The organism is Thermanaerothrix solaris, from assembly GCF_032334255.1.
GTDB lineage: Bacteria > Chloroflexota > Anaerolineae > Anaerolineales > Anaerolineaceae > Thermanaerothrix > Thermanaerothrix solaris.
Genome location: NZ_JAUHMF010000002.1, coordinates 1,006,912 through 1,025,452, shown reverse-complemented (window position 1 = coordinate 1,025,452; position 18,541 = coordinate 1,006,912). Strand labels below are relative to the sequence as shown.

The 18,541-nt window shown below is 50.9% G+C and carries 15 protein-coding genes and 2 tRNA genes; 7 read left to right on the top strand and 10 right to left on the bottom strand.

Annotated elements, in window-relative coordinates; translation table 11 throughout:
* Positions 1-269: 269 nt before the first annotated feature.
* The 3 genes from QYE77_RS12945 to QYE77_RS12935 all read left to right on the top strand — a co-directional run bounded on the left by QYE77_RS12945 (position 270) and on the right by QYE77_RS12935 (position 4,991).
* The gene (locus QYE77_RS12945; protein WP_315625853.1) at positions 270-3,902 is read left to right on the top strand and encodes an ATP-binding protein; all 3,633 of its coding nucleotides are present in this window, start codon (positions 270-272) and stop codon (positions 3,900-3,902) included.
* Between the two features lie 244 nt (positions 3,903-4,146).
* Positions 4,147-4,461: a putative quinol monooxygenase gene (locus QYE77_RS12940; RefSeq protein WP_315625852.1), complete on the top strand. Its 315-nt coding sequence runs from the start codon at positions 4,147-4,149 to the stop codon at positions 4,459-4,461.
* A gap of 77 nt (positions 4,462-4,538) precedes the next feature.
* Positions 4,539-4,991, top strand: coding sequence for an SRPBCC family protein (locus QYE77_RS12935; protein WP_315625851.1), 453 nt, complete (start codon positions 4,539-4,541; stop codon positions 4,989-4,991).
* Positions 4,992-5,168: 177 nt separating this feature from the next.
* On the opposite strand, the gene QYE77_RS12930 is transcribed toward QYE77_RS12935, so the two are convergent.
* From QYE77_RS12930 to mreB, 10 genes are all read right to left on the bottom strand, one after another.
* Positions 5,169-5,239, bottom strand: a tRNA-Gln gene (locus QYE77_RS12930).
* Positions 5,240-5,261: 22 nt separating this feature from the next.
* The gene (gltX, locus tag QYE77_RS12925) at positions 5,262-6,803 is read right to left on the bottom strand and encodes a glutamate--tRNA ligase (RefSeq protein WP_315625850.1); all 1,542 of its coding nucleotides are present in this window, start codon (positions 6,801-6,803) and stop codon (positions 5,262-5,264) included.
* 9 nt (positions 6,804-6,812) lie between these two features.
* The gene (locus QYE77_RS12920) at positions 6,813-7,916 is read right to left on the bottom strand and encodes an FtsW/RodA/SpoVE family cell cycle protein (RefSeq protein WP_315625849.1); all 1,104 of its coding nucleotides are present in this window, start codon (positions 7,914-7,916) and stop codon (positions 6,813-6,815) included.
* A 14-nt stretch (positions 7,917-7,930) separates the two neighbouring features.
* On the bottom strand, positions 7,931-8,200 hold the full coding sequence (gene minE, locus QYE77_RS12915) for a cell division topological specificity factor MinE (protein WP_315625848.1): 270 nt from the start codon (positions 8,198-8,200) through the stop codon (positions 7,931-7,933).
* Entirely contained in the window at positions 8,197-9,006 is an 810-nt protein-coding gene (gene minD, locus QYE77_RS12910) for a septum site-determining protein MinD (RefSeq protein ID WP_315625847.1), read from the bottom strand. Before minD ends, minE begins: the two co-directional genes overlap by 4 nt.
* A gap of 21 nt (positions 9,007-9,027) precedes the next feature.
* The gene (gene minC, locus QYE77_RS12905) at positions 9,028-9,744 is read right to left on the bottom strand and encodes a septum site-determining protein MinC (protein ID WP_315625846.1); all 717 of its coding nucleotides are present in this window, start codon (positions 9,742-9,744) and stop codon (positions 9,028-9,030) included.
* A 47-nt stretch (positions 9,745-9,791) separates the two neighbouring features.
* Entirely contained in the window at positions 9,792-11,882 is a 2,091-nt protein-coding gene (gene mrdA, locus QYE77_RS12900) for a penicillin-binding protein 2 (protein WP_315625845.1), read from the bottom strand.
* Positions 11,875-12,384, bottom strand: a complete 510-nt coding sequence (locus QYE77_RS12895) for a hypothetical protein (protein ID WP_315625844.1) — start codon at positions 12,382-12,384, stop codon at positions 11,875-11,877. The genes mrdA and QYE77_RS12895 overlap by 8 nt, the downstream gene beginning before the upstream one ends.
* An 8-nt stretch (positions 12,385-12,392) precedes the next feature.
* Positions 12,393-13,238, bottom strand: coding sequence for a rod shape-determining protein MreC (gene mreC, locus QYE77_RS12890; RefSeq protein WP_315625843.1), 846 nt, complete (start codon positions 13,236-13,238; stop codon positions 12,393-12,395).
* Positions 13,239-13,292: 54 nt separating this feature from the next.
* Positions 13,293-14,354, bottom strand: coding sequence for a rod shape-determining protein (gene mreB / locus QYE77_RS12885; RefSeq protein ID WP_315625842.1), 1,062 nt, complete (start codon positions 14,352-14,354; stop codon positions 13,293-13,295).
* A 244-nt stretch (positions 14,355-14,598) separates the two neighbouring features.
* Between mreB and QYE77_RS12880 the strand changes: the two genes are divergently transcribed.
* The 4 genes from QYE77_RS12880 (at position 14,599) to QYE77_RS12865 (ending at position 18,536) form a co-directional block, all read left to right on the top strand.
* A tRNA-Gly gene (locus QYE77_RS12880) sits at positions 14,599-14,670 on the top strand.
* A gap of 265 nt (positions 14,671-14,935) precedes the next feature.
* On the top strand, positions 14,936-15,322 hold the full coding sequence (locus QYE77_RS12875; RefSeq protein WP_315625841.1) for a response regulator: 387 nt from the start codon (positions 14,936-14,938) through the stop codon (positions 15,320-15,322).
* A gap of 4 nt (positions 15,323-15,326) precedes the next feature.
* Positions 15,327-15,812 (top strand): response regulator, encoded by a 486-nt coding sequence (locus tag QYE77_RS12870; RefSeq protein WP_315625840.1) that lies wholly within the window; start codon positions 15,327-15,329, stop codon positions 15,810-15,812.
* A 21-nt stretch (positions 15,813-15,833) separates the two neighbouring features.
* Positions 15,834-18,536, top strand: coding sequence for a GAF domain-containing protein (locus QYE77_RS12865; RefSeq protein WP_315625839.1), 2,703 nt, complete (start codon positions 15,834-15,836; stop codon positions 18,534-18,536).
* Positions 18,537-18,541 lie beyond the last annotated feature (5 nt).

Below are 18,541 nucleotides of genomic sequence, written 5' to 3'. Positions count from 1 at the left end.
GGGGCATAAAAATGGTTTGGGAAAACTCAAATCGCAGCCTCACCAGCACACCGTCATGGGGGATAACTTGAGTTTCATCACTTAACTATCAAATATCCCAACCAAAACAAAGAAATTTCCGGCAGGCTTGTGCCTTTCGAGGCAACTGAGGGCTTGCTTTTTCGCGTTGGGCAGTCCCAAAATCTCCTCTCGCAGCCAACAGACTTTCCGTATCGTACGAGAGGTGATTGCTAGGGAACATCGCGGGGTTTTCTTTTGGTGGAACAACCGTGGCCTTTCAAGATAAATCGGCATTGACATTCAAGGATTTAACGAACCTGCGCATCTTCCTGTTGGGACCGCCCCGGGTAGAGAGTTCAAGCGGTTTATTGACAATTCCTCGCCGTCAAGCGCGAGCCTTGTTATATCGTTTAGCAACATCCATGCAACCCATTCCAAGGGAGCGGTTGTGTTATTTATTCTGGCCTGATGAATCAGAAGCCTCTGCTCGTCGTCACCTCAGCCACTTAATCACTCATCTTCATCTCGCTTTACCTGATCCAGAGCCTTTCATCTTTGTGGGCGATCAGATAGGGCTTGATCCTCAACGGGTGTGGTCAGATGTCGCAACCTTCGAGCACCTCTGCGCCAACCTAAGCCGGCAAGGTTTTGGGCCTCAACCCCAAGAAAAAGGCAGCCCGATCTCACAGGTGTTGATTACTGCTCTCGAACAAGGAGTGAGACTTTACCAGGGGGCTTTTTTAGAGGGATTTTCGCTCCCCACCCTGGCAGAATTTGAAGAATGGATGATTCAGCAACGATATTCGTTGGAACGTCTTTATCTTCTGGCGCTTGGTGAACTTATTGAACGCACCTCTGCACAAGGGAAAATCGAATCGGCCATTTTTTACGCCCAACGCTATCTGGACACCGATCCCCTTGCCGAAGATGTTCACCGCCGTTTGATCGAACTCTTTGCGGTTACCGGCAATCGGAATGCCGCAGTGCGCCAATTTGAAACCTGCACCCGCACGTTAGAACGGGAACTTGGCGTCAGCCCACTACCTGAAACACATGCGGCATATCAGGATGCCCTTGAAGGGCGCAAATCCCTCAAATGGGTAGAAAAAAAGACCTGGAAACCAGGGCCGGGGTTGGAGGTGCCCCTTGTTGGTCGTTCCCAAATCATGGAGGAGCTTGAGGAAGCGATTCAGAAAGCACGAGGAGGATCCGAAAAGGTGATCCTTATCTCAGGAGAAGCGGGTATTGGGAAATCACGTTTGGTTCATGAGCTTCTCGCTCGTTTGAGCACAGATGCCGCTATCCTAATGGGTTATGCTCGTCCAGAAGTGCGAACGCTGCCATACTTCCCTATTATCCAAGCCCTTCGCAGCCTTTGTGGTCTGACGGAAAAAGATACCCCAGCACCTTTTCTCCAATGGCTACCTCGAACTCTGGATCAAATCTGGTTAATAGAAGTGACTCGTATTCTTCCAGAACTACGCAGGTTTTATCCTGATCTTCCTCCACCCCTACCCGCTGCATCAGAAGAAGCCCGAAGTCGGCTGTTCGAAGCATTAACCCACTTTGTCATTGGGTTATCCACCTCGCCTGTGTTTTTACGTTCCTATGCTTACCTACTTATTTGTTTGGAAGATCTTCATTGGGCAGATAGTGCCACACTCGATTGGTTAATTCATTTGGGGCGTCAAATCCACGGACACCACGTATTGGTTTTGGGCACTTATCGCAGCGAAGAAGCAGAGACGGTTGTTCCACTTCGTCAGGGCTTACACGCTGCCCAGGCACTCTATGAACTTCAATTAACCGGCCTGGATACCTTTTCCATTCTTCAAATTCTTTCGCACTTAACTGGTGGTGTAACGGCTGGCTGGGAAGAGTTTGCAGAACATCTCCGGTTTGTTTCCGGGGGAAACCCATTTTTTCTCATCGAAGTTCTAAAAACCATGATGGAAAGAGGGTGGCTGCCGGAGAAATGGGGCACGGAAAAAGGGATCCCTCTGCCCGATACCGTTCGAGAAGCGGTTGAGGCTCGCATTCAACGATTGAGTTCGTTGGGCCGTCAGATCTTAGAAGCTGGAGCCATTGCTGGTCTCAGGTTCACTTTTGATCTTGTGCGCGGTATTGCTGGTCGTCGGGAAATGGAAGTGGCGAACGGATTAGATGAACTGGTGGCTCGAGAGTTGGTTATCGAGCAGGGTCCGGAGTATCGGTTTCACCATGAACTGGTTAGACGAGTCGTTTACGAAGCCCTTAGTCCATTACGCCGCCAGCTCCTTCATCGCCGTGCGGGTTGGATGCTTACACGGCTGACTCCCGAAGAACCGGGGTTGGTAGCCCACCATTTTGATCTGGGTGGGGAAACCAAACAAGCCTTATCCTGGTATGAGCGGACTATCCAACAAGCCGAAGCACTTTTCGCCTGGAAAGAAGCGGAGCAATACCAGAGCCGCATGCTGTCACTGTTAGACCTACTTGACCCTCAAAAAAACCAACCGGATAACATCTTGAAACGCGGTCTTGTCTTGCTCAAACATGCCTTTTATTGCTACCTTCAAGGGAGGCTTACCGACCGGGATGCCGACCTGAAAGCGGTACTGCTCCTGGCCGAAAAACTTCCAGAAAAGACGTTGTCTCTTCTCGCTTTGCTTCATCAGGTTCGCTATTTCAATCTGGGAGGTGAGTACGAAAAAGCCATCCTTCTGGCGGAAAAGGGAACCCGAACCCTCCCAATGGATGATTTATCTTCCTCTTCAATCTCAACCCTGGCACTTCTCTTCGTCGAGATAGCCTTCGCCCATTACCTTCTAGGACAACCCCAGGAGGGTTTTTCTGCCCTTCAAATGGCTCAAAGTTTCATCGGTCCCGATCCCGATCCTAAAGTGCGGGGACCCATTGAACATCATCTCGGATATATGTTGCTTCATCGAGGGGAATATGCCCAAGCCCTGGTTCATCAACAGGAGGCTTTGCATTGTCATCAAATGAATAAAGACTATAACGGCATGGCATGGGCAGAGCTGGATCTAGGTTTCCTACACTTGAAACTTGGCCATTTTCTGGAGGCCAAAACCCATTTGGAACAGAGCCTCCAATTGGCCCGCCGCATCAGTGCTCAACCAGCCGTGGTTTATGCCCGTACCTACTCGGGTTATTGGAAGTTGTATCAAGGCGATTACCTTTCGGCAATCGAATGTTTTCAAGAAACTGCTCCGTTGCATCGGGCTTTGCTCCAGGAACATGGTGCAATCGCAGCGGAAATCGGCTGGGGATTCGCACTTTATCACCTCGGCGAAATTCCTGAAGCCCGCGCTAGATTCCAGAATGCGGTTGACCATTCACGTGGGGTAGTTCATCGGCGTCGTTGGGCCGAGGCGTTGATCGGTTTGGGTTTGGTGGAACTCTCTGATTTACGCCTTGAACTGACCCGAGTTATATTAAACGAAGCCGTACAATTGGCGCGCATAAGTCAATGTAACGAGAATTTGGCGGCAGGATTGGCGGCACTGGCTCGGTTTGAACGAGTAGCAGAAAATTTTCAAAATTCGCTTGCTTACTCAGACGAGGCGTTAAGTATTGCTCAGCAATTTTCCCTCCCAATATGCGAAATCTGGGCAGAGTTGGAAACGGGTTTATCTCTTTTAGCCCGGGGAGAGCAGGAGTCTGCTTTAGAACACACCTCTCGCGCTGTTCATCTTCTTCCTCACGCCTACGAAGGGTGGCTACCAACTGAGGAAGTTTATATAACTCACGCCAAAGTGTTACAAGCCTTAGGCCGACTTGACGAAGCCCCCCAATACCTCGAGCAAGCCAAACATCTGATTGGGAAAAAATCTCAATTTATCTCCGACCCTTTTCAGCGCCAGAGATATCTTGTGCAAAGATTCTCACTAATTCAGTAAGGAAGCACTTTTTCCACTATTTGTAGCCATTTTGTGGATAGAGATAGGTTATCCTGCTTATTAGAAGGACGAAAAGCAGAGACTGGCGTGTTCCTTTTCCCTGTAACTATGATGAGATTTAGATATGTGGGTTGGGGGAAAAGTTTGATGAAGAGGAAAAAGTCATGAAATCGTAAGGGAACATAGGTCCATCTTCATAAAGCGAGGTTCCTTCGAAAACTACTGGAAAAGGAGGTGATTCTCGATGATCTTGTATGTTGTGAAGTGGAATATCCACCCTGAAAAAGAAGATGCCTACTTAAATTGGCTAAGCAACGCTATCCCCCGCACATTGGGGGTTCCAGGTGTTGTGGAATTCCGGGGCTACCGCGGATGGCTGGGTACACCTCAAATCGTGGCTACCTATGAGTTTGCCAGTCTACAGGATTGGTCAACATGGTTTACTCATGAAGAAAATCAAAAAGTGCTGAGCGAACTCTATGGAGTTACCCACAACGCATTTGGGGAACTTTGGGGACCCTCCCCAGCCGTGCCTGAACCAATTCGTCCTGGCAAATGATGTCCGGAAAACGGGATAGCCCGGATCAACTAAGGAAAATCATTTTGGGTTTTTTGTGTACTGGAAAGGATATGACCATGGCTCACATCAAGAAAAGCATTTACATTAATGCCCCTGTGGAGAAAGTGTATGCGATGGCGAGAGATCCAAACCGCTGGGCAACGTTTTACGCTGGCCTCAGCGAACCAGAAGAGATCAATGGACACGGAGAAGTTGGAACCGTGGTGAAACACTATTACCTGATGGCAGGAATGCGGTTCCCGGTCACCAGTCGGGTATTAGTGGATTCCATTGGCCCGAATGGCGGGCAGTGGAAGGGGAAAATTGAAGGCCCATTAGACGGCGAACAAACATGGGACTACGTCCCCAAGAATGATGGCACAGAAGTAAGCATCAACATCAGTTATACCCTTCCCGGTGCCGTGTTAGGTCGCATTGCCAATCGCCTTCTGGTTGAACGAATGCAGGAACGCGCCATTGAACAAACCCTAGAAAATCTCAAAATTCTGTGCGAGGAGGGAACGATTTAAAGCCATAAGCGAATGCCAGGTATTCAACCGGGCTGCCTGATCATTGGGTCAGACAGCCCAGTTTGATTGGGTAAGAATGCCTTATTCCAAGTTCGATGTGGATTCTCTTGCCAGGTCTTACTTCTTGTAAAAATAAAAAGGTTGCCCAATAAAAGGGCAACCTATCGGATGTTCAGGCTGGGGGCGATGGATTCGAACCACCACACGCAGATCCAGAGTCTGCTGTCCTGCCATTAGACGAGCCCCCAGCGTTTGACGTTTGCTATTTTATCACGACTCGGGGGGTGTGTCCAGAGGTCTTTGCGGCGACGCTTCCTCCTGCACCAGCGTCTCGAGTAAGCGCACGGCCTGAGCCATACGCTGTAACACCTTCTCACGCCCTATCACTTCCATGCTCTCAAATAGCGGGGGGCTAACCTTTTGCCCTGTGATCGCCACACGCATTAATCCAAACACCTGTCCTGCGGTTAGGCCGCTGGCGGCCACAAATTCGCGCATATAGGGTTCTGCCACCTCGGCCCGGATATCGGACAAGGCTTCCAAAGCCTTCAAAATTCGCCGGGCCAGGTCTAAGGACTCCGCAGCAGTTAGCCCTTTAACTACTAAATCTTCAGCCGGCGGGATAACGTCCTCTTTGAAGAAAAAACCTGCCATATCTGGCGCTTCATCCAACCCACCAATGCGTTCCTGAATGAGCGGAATAATGCGCAATAGACGTTCATCATCCACCTGATACCCCCGTTCAAGGAAGAAAGGCTTAACCCGCCGCGCCAGTTCTTCGGGGGGCAAAGCACGAATATGCAACCCGTTGAAGTGATCAAATTTTGAGAAGTTAATGGCTGCCGGGGCAGGATTAAGCCGTTCCAACGTAAATTTCTCAATCAAATCCTGCATCGTAAAGAACTCAGTATGGTCGTCATAGGACCATCCCATTAAAGCAATCCAATTAACCACCGCTTCAGGTAGATACCCTAGCCCCTTCAAGTCCTTGATAAATATCGAATAGCCATCTTTCATCAAATCGGCTGCTTCGCGCTTGCTCATTTTGCCTTTGCCACTGGGTTTAAGGAAAACCGAAAGGTGTACCCAAATCGGTTCCTCCCAGCCAAAGGCACGGTAGATCAGCCCGTGTAGAGGGAAAGTGGGTAACCATTCAGAACCGCGGATCACATGGGTGATCTTCATCAAATGGTCATCTACCACCACAGCCAAATGATAAACCGCATAACCATCCGATTTAACTAGGATGTAATCATCAATGGTGCGGTTTTCCACTGTGATATCGCCGCGCAGAAAATCATGTACCGTAGTTGTGCCCTCTTTGGGGGTTTTGAAGCGAATCACATGGGGTTCGCCAGCAGCCACACGGCGCGCTGCCTCTGCCGGATCCAATCGGCGGCATGTGCCATCATAATGCGGAGGTTCCTTGCGTCTCTGCTGTTCCTGGCGCATCGCTTCTAAACGCTGCGGGGAGCAAAAACAATAGTAGGCATGTCCTTGTTCAACCAACTGTTGAGCATATTGCTGATAGATATGCTTGCGCTCGGATTGGCGATAAGGGCCATAAGGGCCACCAATATCTGGGCCTTCATCCCATTCAATCCCCAGCCAGCGCAGCCCCTCCATAATCTCTTCTTCTGCACCAGGCACCAGCCGTTTGCGGTCGGTATCTTCAATCCGTAACAGGAATTGACCGCCAGTCTTACGCGCCAGTAAATAGGCATAAAGTGCAGTACGCGCCCCACCTAAGTGTAAATGACCGGTGGGCGAAGGGGCAAATCGGGTACGAGCCGGTTTGGAATAATCGTTCATACGCCTCCATTAAAAATCGAGTGTGGTGCGATGGACCGCCACGCTTTCCACCAATCCAATCGCCAGCACCAGAGAAAGCAGCGAGCTCCCCCCGTAACTGACAAAGGGAAGGGTTAAACCAGTGACTGGGATGACATTCAGATTGACGCCAATATTGACGGCAGTTTGGAAGAATAATAACGTGGCCACCCCATAGGCGATCAGCGCTCCAAAGCGGTCACTGGCGTGGCGAGCCACATATAAACAACGCCAAATGACAAACACCAATAGTGCAATGACAACCACCGTGCCAACAAAGCCGAACTCTTCGGCCATCGCAGAGAAAATGAAATCGGTATGTCGGACCTTGAGGAAACGCAATTGCACTTGGGTGCCATTGCCGTAACCCATCCCCAACAACCCCCCGGAGCCAATGGCAATGAGCGCTTGCTCCACGTTATAGACGTTACCATGGCGGGCGTTGGGATCAGGAAAGAGGAAACTTAAGATCCGTTCTTTCTGGTAATCAGCCAGGAATGGAAAAGCCGCCACACTTCCAATGAGGCCCAAAAGGATGAAAATGACCAGATAATGCAAGGGTAATCCACTGATCCATAACAAGGAAAACCAAATCACCATAATGACAATCGAGGTGCTCAGATTGGGCTGGAGCAGAATCCAGATCACAACACCAGCCGTCAAGAGGAAACTCCGCAGAATCCAGAGCAGGTTTTTTGGCGCGTCAGCGGAGCGGGCAAAATAATCGGCCAGGACCAGAATCATGATGATTTTGACCAGTTCAGAGGGTTGGATCAGAATCACCCCCGTGTCAAACCACCGCGCCGAACCGAAAAGCGCTCGTCCCAGAATATAAATGCCAATCAATGAGAGCAACGCCACAGCATAAAGAATGCGCGTCAAAGACCCCCATATGCGGTAATCTATCAAAGCCGTGCCCAGTAACACCACCAAACCGACTGAGACATAGATGATTTGGCGTGTAACCGATTCGGCTAATTGAGCATTCCCAGCAATGGCCGAACGGATCATGATGATGCCAAAAATGCACAGGATCAGCACTGCGCCGAAGAGCCAGAAATCAAAGCGGCGCCAGGTTTCGCGTCGTAGAATCATTGACTTAACCTACTTCATCCACTCCGTGGGCGGCGCGCCGGCCGTAACGGAATATCCGCAACCAGGCGCTGCTCCCGCCCATCCTGGGTTAAGTTTATCACCACCGCTCCGGGATCAATTTCCACATGTCTAGAGATTACCGCTAATAACTCGTTCTTCAGGCTCTCCAGCACTGCGGGTGAAAGATCCGTTCGATCATGAATCAGGACGAGCTTAAGGCGCTCTTTGGCTTGGTCAGCGCTTTTAGATTTCTTCCCTAACAACTGCTCCAACCAATTACTCATCCTGTAGATCCTCCGGAGCGGAATAACCGTGTCAGACGTTTGAGAAAACCATCCCCATCATCCAAATTTAGGAAAGGTACTGACTCACCCATCAATCGCCGGGCGATATTCTGAAAAGCCAACCCGGCCCGCGATTTTCCATCCAGGGCAACGGGCTGTCCTTTATTTGTGCTGATAATCACGCTCTCATCCTCAGGCACGATACCGATCAACTCCACCGCCAGCAATTCCAAGACATCATCCGCATTAAGCATATCCCCGCGGCGAGTCAGGGTAGGGTTAACGCGGTTGAGAATAAGCCGCACTGGCCCCTTTTCTTCCGCCTCCACAATCCCAATAATACGATCGGCATCACGAACTGCAGAAACCTCCGGATTTGTAACTACCAGCACCATATCCGCCGGCGCAAGTGCATTGCGAAAACCTCGCTCGATTCCTGCCGGGGAGTCAATCAGGATCCAATCCACCTCCTGGCGCAACTCATCGCACAAACGACTCATATCGCTGGGAGAAACGGCGTTTTTGTCGCGCGTTTGGGCAGCGGGAATCAGGTAGAGTTCGGGCAAGCGCTTATCCCGGATCATCGCCTGGCGCAAGCGGCATCGTCCTTCTACCACATCCACCAAATCATAGACAATGCGATTTTCTAAACCTAATACCACATCCAGATTGCGCAACCCGATATCGGCATCAATACACACGACTTTCTGACCCAAAGCAGCCAGGGCGACCGCCACATTTGCTGTGGTGGTCGTTTTACCCACCCCGCCTTTGCCAGATGTCACCGTTACCACCTTAGCGACCATTCCGCTTTCCTCTCCGCGCGATTATTTGTGTTTCCATGGTTCCAGGATGATTTGGCCGTTCTCTAAACGCGCCATCATAGGCTCACTTTTACGCCGCTTTCCGGTTTGGACAACGGCAACCTGATCGGCTATGCGTAATTGAACCGGTGCCATTTCCAAAGCACAGATCACAGCCTGGGTATTACCCTCGATGCCAGCATGAACGGTGCCCCGCAAGCGTCCCCACACCACGACGCTTCCCCCAGCGTAAATCTCAGCGCCGGGGTTCACCTCGCCAATAACGACGACATGACCTCGCGTACTCAAACGGTAACCCGAGCGAAGCGTCCGCTGGACGAGAACCGCATTTTCGCCCTCTAATTCTGTCTCCCCGCGGCGTGCCACACGCTCAGGGCGCGGTAACGGCAGACGCGTTGCTAAGCCCAAGACCTGCGCTGTACGTTCGGTGACTGGCGAATTGCTGATGACCGCCCACAGCGACACTTCTAAATCGCTCAACTTATCACGCAAGTAGCCTAACTCTGCCGCACGAAGGACATGATTGCCCACATCAATAGCCAGCCGTGCCCCTTTGAAGAACACCGCTTGTTCTTGAATGTGGGCCAACAATGCAGATTGGAGGTCTGACCACTCGCCTTCGCCAAACGTCACCAACAGACCTTCGCGGATGCCCTTGATTTGAACCCGACGGTCTGCCGCAGTTGAGGGTGAGGATACCTTCGTATCACTTGGGGCCATACCGCCTACCATTATAGCAGAGGTAACCTATTCCTCCAACTGCCATCTTAAGGTTGGCTACTTCCTACCGTTTCGGTATCCACCTCTTTCAGGTTGAAATAGGCCTCCATGACCTTACGTACGACTGGCGCTGCCAAACGAGCACCTTCATCCCCATTATAGACAAAGGCTACGACCGCAATCTCAGGATTATCAAATGGTGCATACCCCACATACCAGGCATGTGCCGGCCAATTACCCGGTTGGCACAGATTCTTCTTTTGAGCCACGTTATCACAATATTCCGCTGTGCCCGTCTTTCCTGCCGAAGGAATAGGAAAGCCCTCGAAAATGGTTGAAGCCGTTCCGCTAACAACCACCTCGCGCAACCCTTCCTGCACTTTTTTAACCACCCAGGGCGCAACGGTCTTCATTTCCCCGGTTTGCAGGAAATTCTCGTCATAAACATGGATCACCGGGTCTTGGGTAATGTCCCACAGCATTTTCGGTTCAAAAGGTTGTACCACATTACCTTCACTGTCCAGAACTTCACGCACAATGGTGGGCTTCATTAATTTGCCATCATTGGCGATGGTCGCCATGGAAACCAAGACTTGCAATGGCGTGGACAGCACATAACCCTGGCCAATGGTCGCAATATAAGTATCACCCGTCGACCAGTTTTCGCCTACGTTGATGCGCTTCCAGTCTGGATCCGGGATCAAACCATCTTGCTCACCGGGAAGTTCAATACCCAGTACCCGTCCATACCCGATGGCTTTAGCGTACTCCCCCAAGCGCCAAATATTCAATCCTTTGGGAACCTCGTTTTTATATCCACCTCCTACCTTGTAAAAGTAAACGTCACAAGATTGAGCCAAACCATGGATGAAATCCAAATCACCGTGTCCCCCACCGGTCGTTTTATAAATGTAGCACACATAGTCCCGCGTGCGCGGATTCGGATCATTCTCAAAAAAACGTTCTTCGACGGTGATCTTCCCCGGATCATTGATTTTTTGCTCCGGGGTGACCACACCTTCATTCAAAATTCCCAGCGCTGCGGCCAATTTGAAAACCGAACCCGGTGGGTGTTCAGCAGAAATGGCATGATTGAGCAAAGGACGATAAGGATCACGTTGGAGTTGTTCATAATAGTACGCCGGAATGAAGCGTGCCATGCGGTTATTTTCATAACTGGGGTATGAGACCATCGCCAAAATCTCGCCCGTTTTCGGGTTCATGGCGATCACTACCCCGCTGGTGTAGCGTTGTTCACCAAAGTAGCGGTTCCAGCGATCCATCCAATTGACCAACGCCGCCTCTGCCGCTGCCTGCAAGCGTGTGTCAATGGTTAGTTTGACCGAATATCCCGGCACAGGTTGTACTGGAGGCTCCAAATCGCGTAAAATCTGACCCGCTGCATCTACCTCAACCACGCGCTTGCCATTTTGACCGATCAAAAGGTCATTCAGTGAATACTCCACCCCGGCAAATCCCACTTTATCACGATTGGGCAGAAACCCTCGCGCCCGATAATCCGCTTCTTCACTGGCTGGTATCGGACCAAGAAAGCCCACAATGGTTGAAGTTAACGAACCGGTAGGATATTCACGCACCGATTCAACCTCAATACCAACGCCAGGCAAGTCCGCCGCACGTTCACGTATGATCATCGCGGTTTGTTGATCTATATTGCACTTGATGCGAATCGGACTGTAAGGGGCATTTGTATCACCAATATAAACGATTTGCGCAATTCCCAAGTCCGTGGCACACGGGGTGAAGTTTCGTACCGTTTCTTCATTTATCTCGCCATTGTTTACCGGCACGCCGATAAGTTGGGAAAGTTGGCGGTAAACCTCTTGGATCCCCCCTTCATCGGTTGGAAGTTCGGCGGGCGTAATCACCACATTGTAAGAAGGCACGTTCTTGGCCAGTAGATAACCGTTTCGGTCGTAGATCAAACCGCGTTGGGTAGGCGTACTGATCTCCATCGTGCGGTTATCTTCGGCCCGCACCCGATAGTTCGTTCCCTGAAGAATCTGCAAGTTGAACAGTCGCAAGATGTAGAAACCAATTACCAACCCAACCAACACGTAAAAAACGGTCAACCGCCAATGCTCAAAAGGCTGGGGATGTTCAATAGGTTCATGCATGTCTCACCACCGTCTCTGGATACAACCAATTTGCCAGATCGTTCATCAAAGCATACACCGGAAAGGCAAAAATAAGATTAAGAAATAGACTGGGCAGCGTAACATGGGTGAGTGCATCTGCCCATGGAATAGGTGTGCCATTAAACTGCAATGTGACGATTGTCAAGGCATGGTAGAACAAGGTGCCCCAGAATGTGACAAAAAGCATCGCCAAGAGAGGAATTTGCCAGACCTGACGGCGAATAACCCTAGCCAGAACCATGACAATCCCATACCCAACCAAAGGCACAAATAAAGGGAGTCCGGAAACCCACCCCACCAGCAGACCACCTACCAGTACCCAGACCAGGGTGGATGGAACCCGCTCATGCAACGCCCAAGCAATGAGCGCCAGCAAGATAAGGTCACCGCTCCCATTCAATAAGGTGAGACGGCTAATGATCGCACTTTGGATCATTAATATCCCCCCTAATAGCGGAAAAGCCAACCAATCGGCTAACATCCTTTACCTCACGGGATGGGGGTCGGGATCAGAGGCGCAATTTGAACCGGACGGAAATTCGTAATCACCAGAACGGCTTGAAGTGCAGTGAAGTCAACCACAGGCTGTACAACCGCGGTCTGAAACAGTTGATTTGGTTGTTTGCGCACATCGCTGACTTGCCCAACCAAGATGTCAGGGGGATATGTTCCGCCCAATCCTGAGGTTAACACCAGATCTCCGACCTGAATCACCGTATCCTGAGGGATCATTTCCAGGCTGATCTCACCGGTCACCGAACCATGAGTTTGCCCTTCTACTTTGCTACTCTGAAGACGCACGTTGACGACAGCACTTGGATCCGTGATTAACTGCACCCGCGCTGCGCCTGCGGTGACGGCATCAATACGTCCTACCAGCCCTAGATTCGTCACCACCGGCATCCCATGGCGAATCCCATCATCGGAGCCGCGATCAATAATAATGTAATGAAGGAAAGGGCTTGGATCACGGCCAATGACATTGGCAGCGACATATTGATTCTGGGGATGAGAACGGGCAAAATCAAGCAAGGCATAAATGACCTGAGCCTCGCGGAGTTGCTGCTGTAATTCAATCACCTGAGCCTGCAGCTCAGCCACTTGTTGTTCCAGTTCAAAATTCCGTTGCTGCAGCGCGGCCATATCCCGCGGAGCCGTCAAGAACTGATAAGCCGCGATATAGCGGCTTGAAATCCATTGCTGTACCCCTACCAACGGTGACATCACACTACGTAAGAGGGGCTGCAGGTAGCCGCTTAATGCCAGAAGAATCAACCCACCGGCAACAATCAGCACAAAGGCGGTTTGCCAAAACCGCGACACCAGCGCTTTCATGGGTTTAGGATACCGTCAAATTGCCTTCCTGCCAACCCCGATGCTCCAAGCGAATTAGCCGCGACTATTGCGGTCAAGATCCACCAGGAAGTCTGCGAAACGATCCAGGTCTTCCAGGATGATCCCTGTACCACGGGCAACACAGGTCATTGGATCCTCAGCCACCCAAACGCGGAGGTTGAGTTCATCGGTCAAGCGCTCCGCCAACCCTTGCAGTTGAGACCCACCGCCAGCTAAACATACGCCCGTCTCCATGAGGTCGGAAACAATCTCCGGCGGAGCTTCGTCCAAGGCGTCCTTTATCGTATCCACGATAACCTGCACTGAGCCGGCAATGGCTTCGCGGATTTCTACCGAAGAGATTTCAACCGATTCGGGAAGACCATTGATCAGGTTGCGCCCACGCACCACCATTGTTTTTTCGGTGGGCAGTGGATATGCCGATCCGATATTGATTTTGACCTGTTCGGCCATGCGCTCACCAATAAGCAAATTGTACTTGTTGCGGATATACTGAATGATATCCTGATCCATCTCATCCCCTGCCACCCGCAAGGAACGAGATACGACCACCCCACCCATCGAGAGCACCGCCACTTCGGTCGTCCCACCCCCAATATCCACAATCATGCTACCCCGCACGTCGGCCACAGGCAAACCCGCCCCGAGCGCAGCTGCCTTAGGCTCCTCAATCAGATAAGCCTCTCGCGCGCCCGCCGCCATTGCAGCATCATACACCGCACGTTTTTCCACCTCGGTGGCGCCTGAGGGAATACCCACCACCACACGCGGGCGTGGCATTGGAACAATGGTTTGTTGGTGCGCCTTGCCGATGAAGTAGCCCAACATGGCTTGGGTGATCTCGAATTCCGAAATTACCCCATCGCGCAGGGGGCGTATAGCAATGACATTGGTGGGCGTGCGTCCCACCATCTCTTTGGCTTGCAAGCCAATCGCGAGCGGTTTTTTGGTACGTTTATCAACGGCTACCCACGAGGGCTCGTTGATGATAATCCCCTTACCACGTACGTTAACGAGCGTGTTGGCCGTCCCCAGATCAATTCCAATATCCAGGGAAAACAAGCCCAAAAGCCAATTCAGGGGGTTAATCGCCAACCTTCCTACTCCTTAGACGCCAAAAGTTTCAAATATCACGATTTGACGTTCCGCGCAAATTATACCCTATAAAAGGAACGGCTAGCGAGTTGCGGTGTGGCTCTCATGATCAACGAACTCGACCGTTATCAGAACTATTGGGTATCCGCTTGTCAAGTATGTCAGGAACCAGTATAAGGTCATCCTATTTGGTCGCGATTCCTTGACCGCAGCGCAGGCGCCGATTAGAATTATTAGTGTAATTGCGGGCGTGGCCAAGGGGTAAGGCATCAGCCTTCCAAGCTGAGATTCGCGGGTTCGAATCCCGTCGCCCGCTCTCAAGAGTGAATGCCACTATCTATTTCATTAGGTAGTGGCTTTTCTTCTTCCCCTTTCACTTCAACAAGCCCTGGCACAAACTTTGCATAGGATGCTCTTGTTTGGTTAGAAACACTTTGCGATTACATTACAGTTTCGCAAGGATGGCTGTTTTATCTCCAAAATCTCACTATAATTTTATGGAAAACACAAATCCATTGATTACAGGGGCAGGGGCTTTTTTACCCCATAACCACCCTCCTCCATTCTGCAGGCAGGTCACTATGCAAACGGGAAAAACCATCCTCTATGTTGAAGATAATCTGGATAACCGCACCCTGGTACGGCGATTGTTGCAAGCCAGTGGCTATAACGTCCTTGAAGCCGCCAATGCCACCGAAGCGCTCAGCATCCTCAACAACCATCGCCCCGACCTGATCCTGATGGACATCAACATGCCTGACATCGACGGCTATACGCTTACCCGGACAATCAAAACCCAGGAACACCTGCGCGGAGTGCCAATTGTGGCTTTAACCGCTAATGTCATGCGCGGGGATAAGGAACGCACTCTCCAAGCCGGTTGTGATGGTTACATTGAAAAACCGATTGACGTAGATCGCTTCACCGACCAGATTGCTGAATTCCTAACCAATGGACACCGGGAGTAACGCCATGATGGCCAACCCTCAATCCCCTACCCCACCCGAGAGCCCGACCCCAACACCGCTTTCCATCCGCCAAACTCATGGCACCCGCCCCCTGACCAAAGATACCGTGGTATTGGTGGTCGAAGATAATGTCTCCAATTTTGTCCTCATCGCACGTCTCCTGGGCTACTTGGGGGTCCATTGCGAGTGGAAAACCTCCGGTTATGAGGTGGTTGAATTTGCCGATTCGCTGCCCAAAGTGGATCTCATCCTGATGGACATCCGCCTGCCTTATGAGGATGGGTACGGCGCCCTACGCAAGATTCGCCAATCACCCCGCTTTCGCAATGTTCCAGTAATCGCCGTTACTGCTGAAGCCAGCCTAGAACAAATGAATAAAGCCCGTCAAGCCGGTTTTGACGGTTTTTTAGGTAAACCCCTTGATCCTGATCGTTTTCCTGATCAGATCAAACGTATTCTCAACGGCGAATCGGTTTGGGAATTGAGCTGAACCCTTCGGAGAAGATTGCACATGAGCGGCGAAAAAGCCTCAGATGATGTCTTGCATACCCCCTTACCCTACACGCAAGTGATCTCCGAGATCACGCGAGCTATAGGTGTCGTCAGCCATCATGAAGAATTTCTAAACAGTGCTGTGCATAAAATTGCCCAAGGGCTAAATATTCCCCATGTGGCGATCTATATTTTCGATGCAGATGACACGTTAGTGGTGCTTAAGGCCATTCACTCACCCACTCCCCAAGCCTTTCCCATCAACCAGATCACTGTTCCTGTCAACTCCGGTACAATCTTTGGGTGGACCATTGCTAATCAACGCTCCTATTACCTTCCCCAATTGGAACGTGACCAAATCCAAAATCGTGCCCCCTACATATGGAAAGACGCCCAATCTCTTCTTGCCGTGCCCGTCATTGCCGGCACCAAAGTGTATGGCGTGTTGGACCTGCAATCCGGGCAAAAAAACGCCTTTCCCCCCACCCTTCATAGCGTCTTATGCACTCTTGCCGATCAAATTGCCCTGAGTTTCTTGGTGCACAATCCCAAGCCACTAGCAGAATCACTACAACCTTCAGGATCCCCGCAAAGCGAGATACCACCATCGGTTTCATCTCTACCAGATGCATTTCTCCATGCTTGTCTGGCGAAGTTGCCCGATATTTCTGAAATCTATGCCGAACTTACTGCGTTGATTCACCAAACCTATGGTTTGGACATCTCCTTTGGGGTGGCACTTTACGACAACACCCAACACCAGATCACTTTCCCCCTACTGCTGGAACACGGCCAACCCATTCATGTAGAGCCATTGCCTTTGGGACAAGGGCTTACTTCGTATGTGATCACCCAAAAGACGCCTTTGTTGATCCAACACGGTGTAGAAGCAATGGCGCAAACACTAGGAGTGAACCTAATCGGCACGCCAGCCAAATCCTGGCTGGGAGTTCCTTTACGTCTTGGAGAAGAGATACTGGGGGCGATCGTTCTTCAAGATTTACATCACGAAGCCCGGTTTAACGAAAATGATTTACATACCTTAGAGGTCCTTGCCACTTTCCTCGCTTGGATATTTCACACTCATCGCCTATCCGAAAAGGCAGAGGCGGCTCAGCGTCAGGTTGTTCGAGAACAAACTCTCCTGACAACCCTCTTGGAGGCGTTGCCTGAGCGCATCGCAATCAAGGATGAGAATGGCCGCGTCTTATACGCCAACCAAGCCCTTCTCCAGCATTATGGGGTGAGTTCGCTCGCCGATCTTATAGGCAAAACCGAGGTAGATCTTTTTGGTGAGGCGGGGAACCTGGACTTAATCCAAGATTTAGAAGTCATCCATTCAGATGAAGCCCGGATCAAAACCCCCAATTACTACTTCAGCCCACAAGGTGAAAATACCTGGGAACTGGTTTCGCGCATTCCAATCAATTCAAATGAAAACGGCGGACCTCGGTTAATCCGCATCGCCCAAGATATCAGTGAATTTATTCGCACCGAGCAAGTCGCGCAGCGCCGAGCGGAACAATTATTGGCCTCCGCCGAAATCGCACGAGAAGCGATTAGCGCGCGAGATATAGATACCATGCTCCAAAATGCGACTAACCAGATTCGAGAACGGTTGGGATATTATCACGCCTCCGTCTTCCTCCTTGACCCATTGGGGCGTTATGGTGTCCTGCGCGAAGCCTCTGGTGACGTCGGGCAAATCATGAAGCAATCCGGTCACCGACTTGCGGTGGGTTCGCGTTCACTGGTAGGACAAGCCATGGCGTTAGGACGCACTATTGTCGCCAATAACGTGCAAGGCAACCCGGATTATTATCCTAATCCATTATTGCCCGAAACCCGTTCTGAGATCGTTGTCCCACTGCGGGTTGGTGACCGTTTATTCGGCGCGTTAGATGTACAAAGCCGTTCGTATGATGCATTTCAGGCCGAAGATGTACAAATTCTAGAAACATTGGCGGGACTGCTCGCTATTGCCCTGGATAATATCCTGCTCTATACACGCACACAGCAAAACCTCACCCAGCACCGTCACTTCTACCGCATTATTAGTGAGGCATCGGTTCAATTGACTCCCGAGGAAATCATTGAGAAAACACTGCAAGGTTTGCACGAAATATTGCCTCAAGATCGGTTGGCAATTTTTCTGCTCAACCGCGATCAAGTCCTAGAACTGAAAGCCTACACCGGTTTTGAAGCCGAAAGCCTGGAACGAAGCACCTGGCAAACGGAAGAAAGCGTACCGGGTTGGGTGATTGCCCACCGTCAGGCGCTCCGCATCAGCGAATTCACCTCCGAAATCGCTTTTCATCCACTAATAGCCGGAGCGCATTCCGCCTTGGCCCTCCCCCTTGACTACCAAAACGAAATACTGGGTGTGCTCTACATTGAATCCGAATGGCCTGCCGCTTTTGATGAAAGCGATCAAGAATTATTTACCTCGCTGACCACAAACCTCGCCGCCATTCTCACCAATGCTCGCCTGATCCACCAGATCCAAATCCAGGCCGAGCGCCAGCGACGCCTTTACGAGATCACCAGCAAGATTCGTGCTCTGACCGACGTGGGTAATATCCTTCAAACCTCAGCCGCAGAGATTGGGCGGGCCTTAGGCGCTCAGCGGGTTAGTATCCGCATCTCACCACCTGCACCATCTTCTGATGACCTTCCTTTCCCCAATGGTTTGCCAAGCGACTCTAACGGACACGATCGCTAGGGAGG

Bases quoted from the DNA above. Each gene is read 5' to 3' on its own strand.
- QYE77_RS12920 (WP_315625849.1), bottom strand. From the start codon at position 7,916: ATGATTCTACGACGCGAAACCTGGCGCCGCTTTGATTTCTGGCTCTTC.
- mrdA (WP_315625845.1), bottom strand. From the start codon at position 11,882: ATGCATGAACCTATTGAACATCCCCAGCCTTTTGAGCATTGGCGGTTG.
- QYE77_RS12865 (WP_315625839.1), top strand. From the start codon at position 15,834: ATGAGCGGCGAAAAAGCCTCAGATGATGTCTTGCATACCCCCTTACCC.
- QYE77_RS12870 (WP_315625840.1), top strand. From the start codon at position 15,327: ATGATGGCCAACCCTCAATCCCCTACCCCACCCGAGAGCCCGACCCCA.
- QYE77_RS12875 (WP_315625841.1), top strand. From the start codon at position 14,936: ATGCAAACGGGAAAAACCATCCTCTATGTTGAAGATAATCTGGATAAC.
- gltX (WP_315625850.1), bottom strand. From the start codon at position 6,803: ATGAACGATTATTCCAAACCGGCTCGTACCCGATTTGCCCCTTCGCCC.
- minD (WP_315625847.1), bottom strand. From the start codon at position 9,006: ATGGTCGCTAAGGTGGTAACGGTGACATCTGGCAAAGGCGGGGTGGGT.
- QYE77_RS12940 (WP_315625852.1), top strand. From the start codon at position 4,147: ATGATCTTGTATGTTGTGAAGTGGAATATCCACCCTGAAAAAGAAGAT.
- minE (WP_315625848.1), bottom strand. From the start codon at position 8,200: ATGAGTAATTGGTTGGAGCAGTTGTTAGGGAAGAAATCTAAAAGCGCT.
- mreC (WP_315625843.1), bottom strand. From the start codon at position 13,238: ATGAAAGCGCTGGTGTCGCGGTTTTGGCAAACCGCCTTTGTGCTGATT.
- QYE77_RS12935 (WP_315625851.1), top strand. From the start codon at position 4,539: ATGGCTCACATCAAGAAAAGCATTTACATTAATGCCCCTGTGGAGAAA.
- QYE77_RS12895 (WP_315625844.1), bottom strand. From the start codon at position 12,384: ATGTTAGCCGATTGGTTGGCTTTTCCGCTATTAGGGGGGATATTAATG.
- minC (WP_315625846.1), bottom strand. From the start codon at position 9,744: ATGGCCCCAAGTGATACGAAGGTATCCTCACCCTCAACTGCGGCAGAC.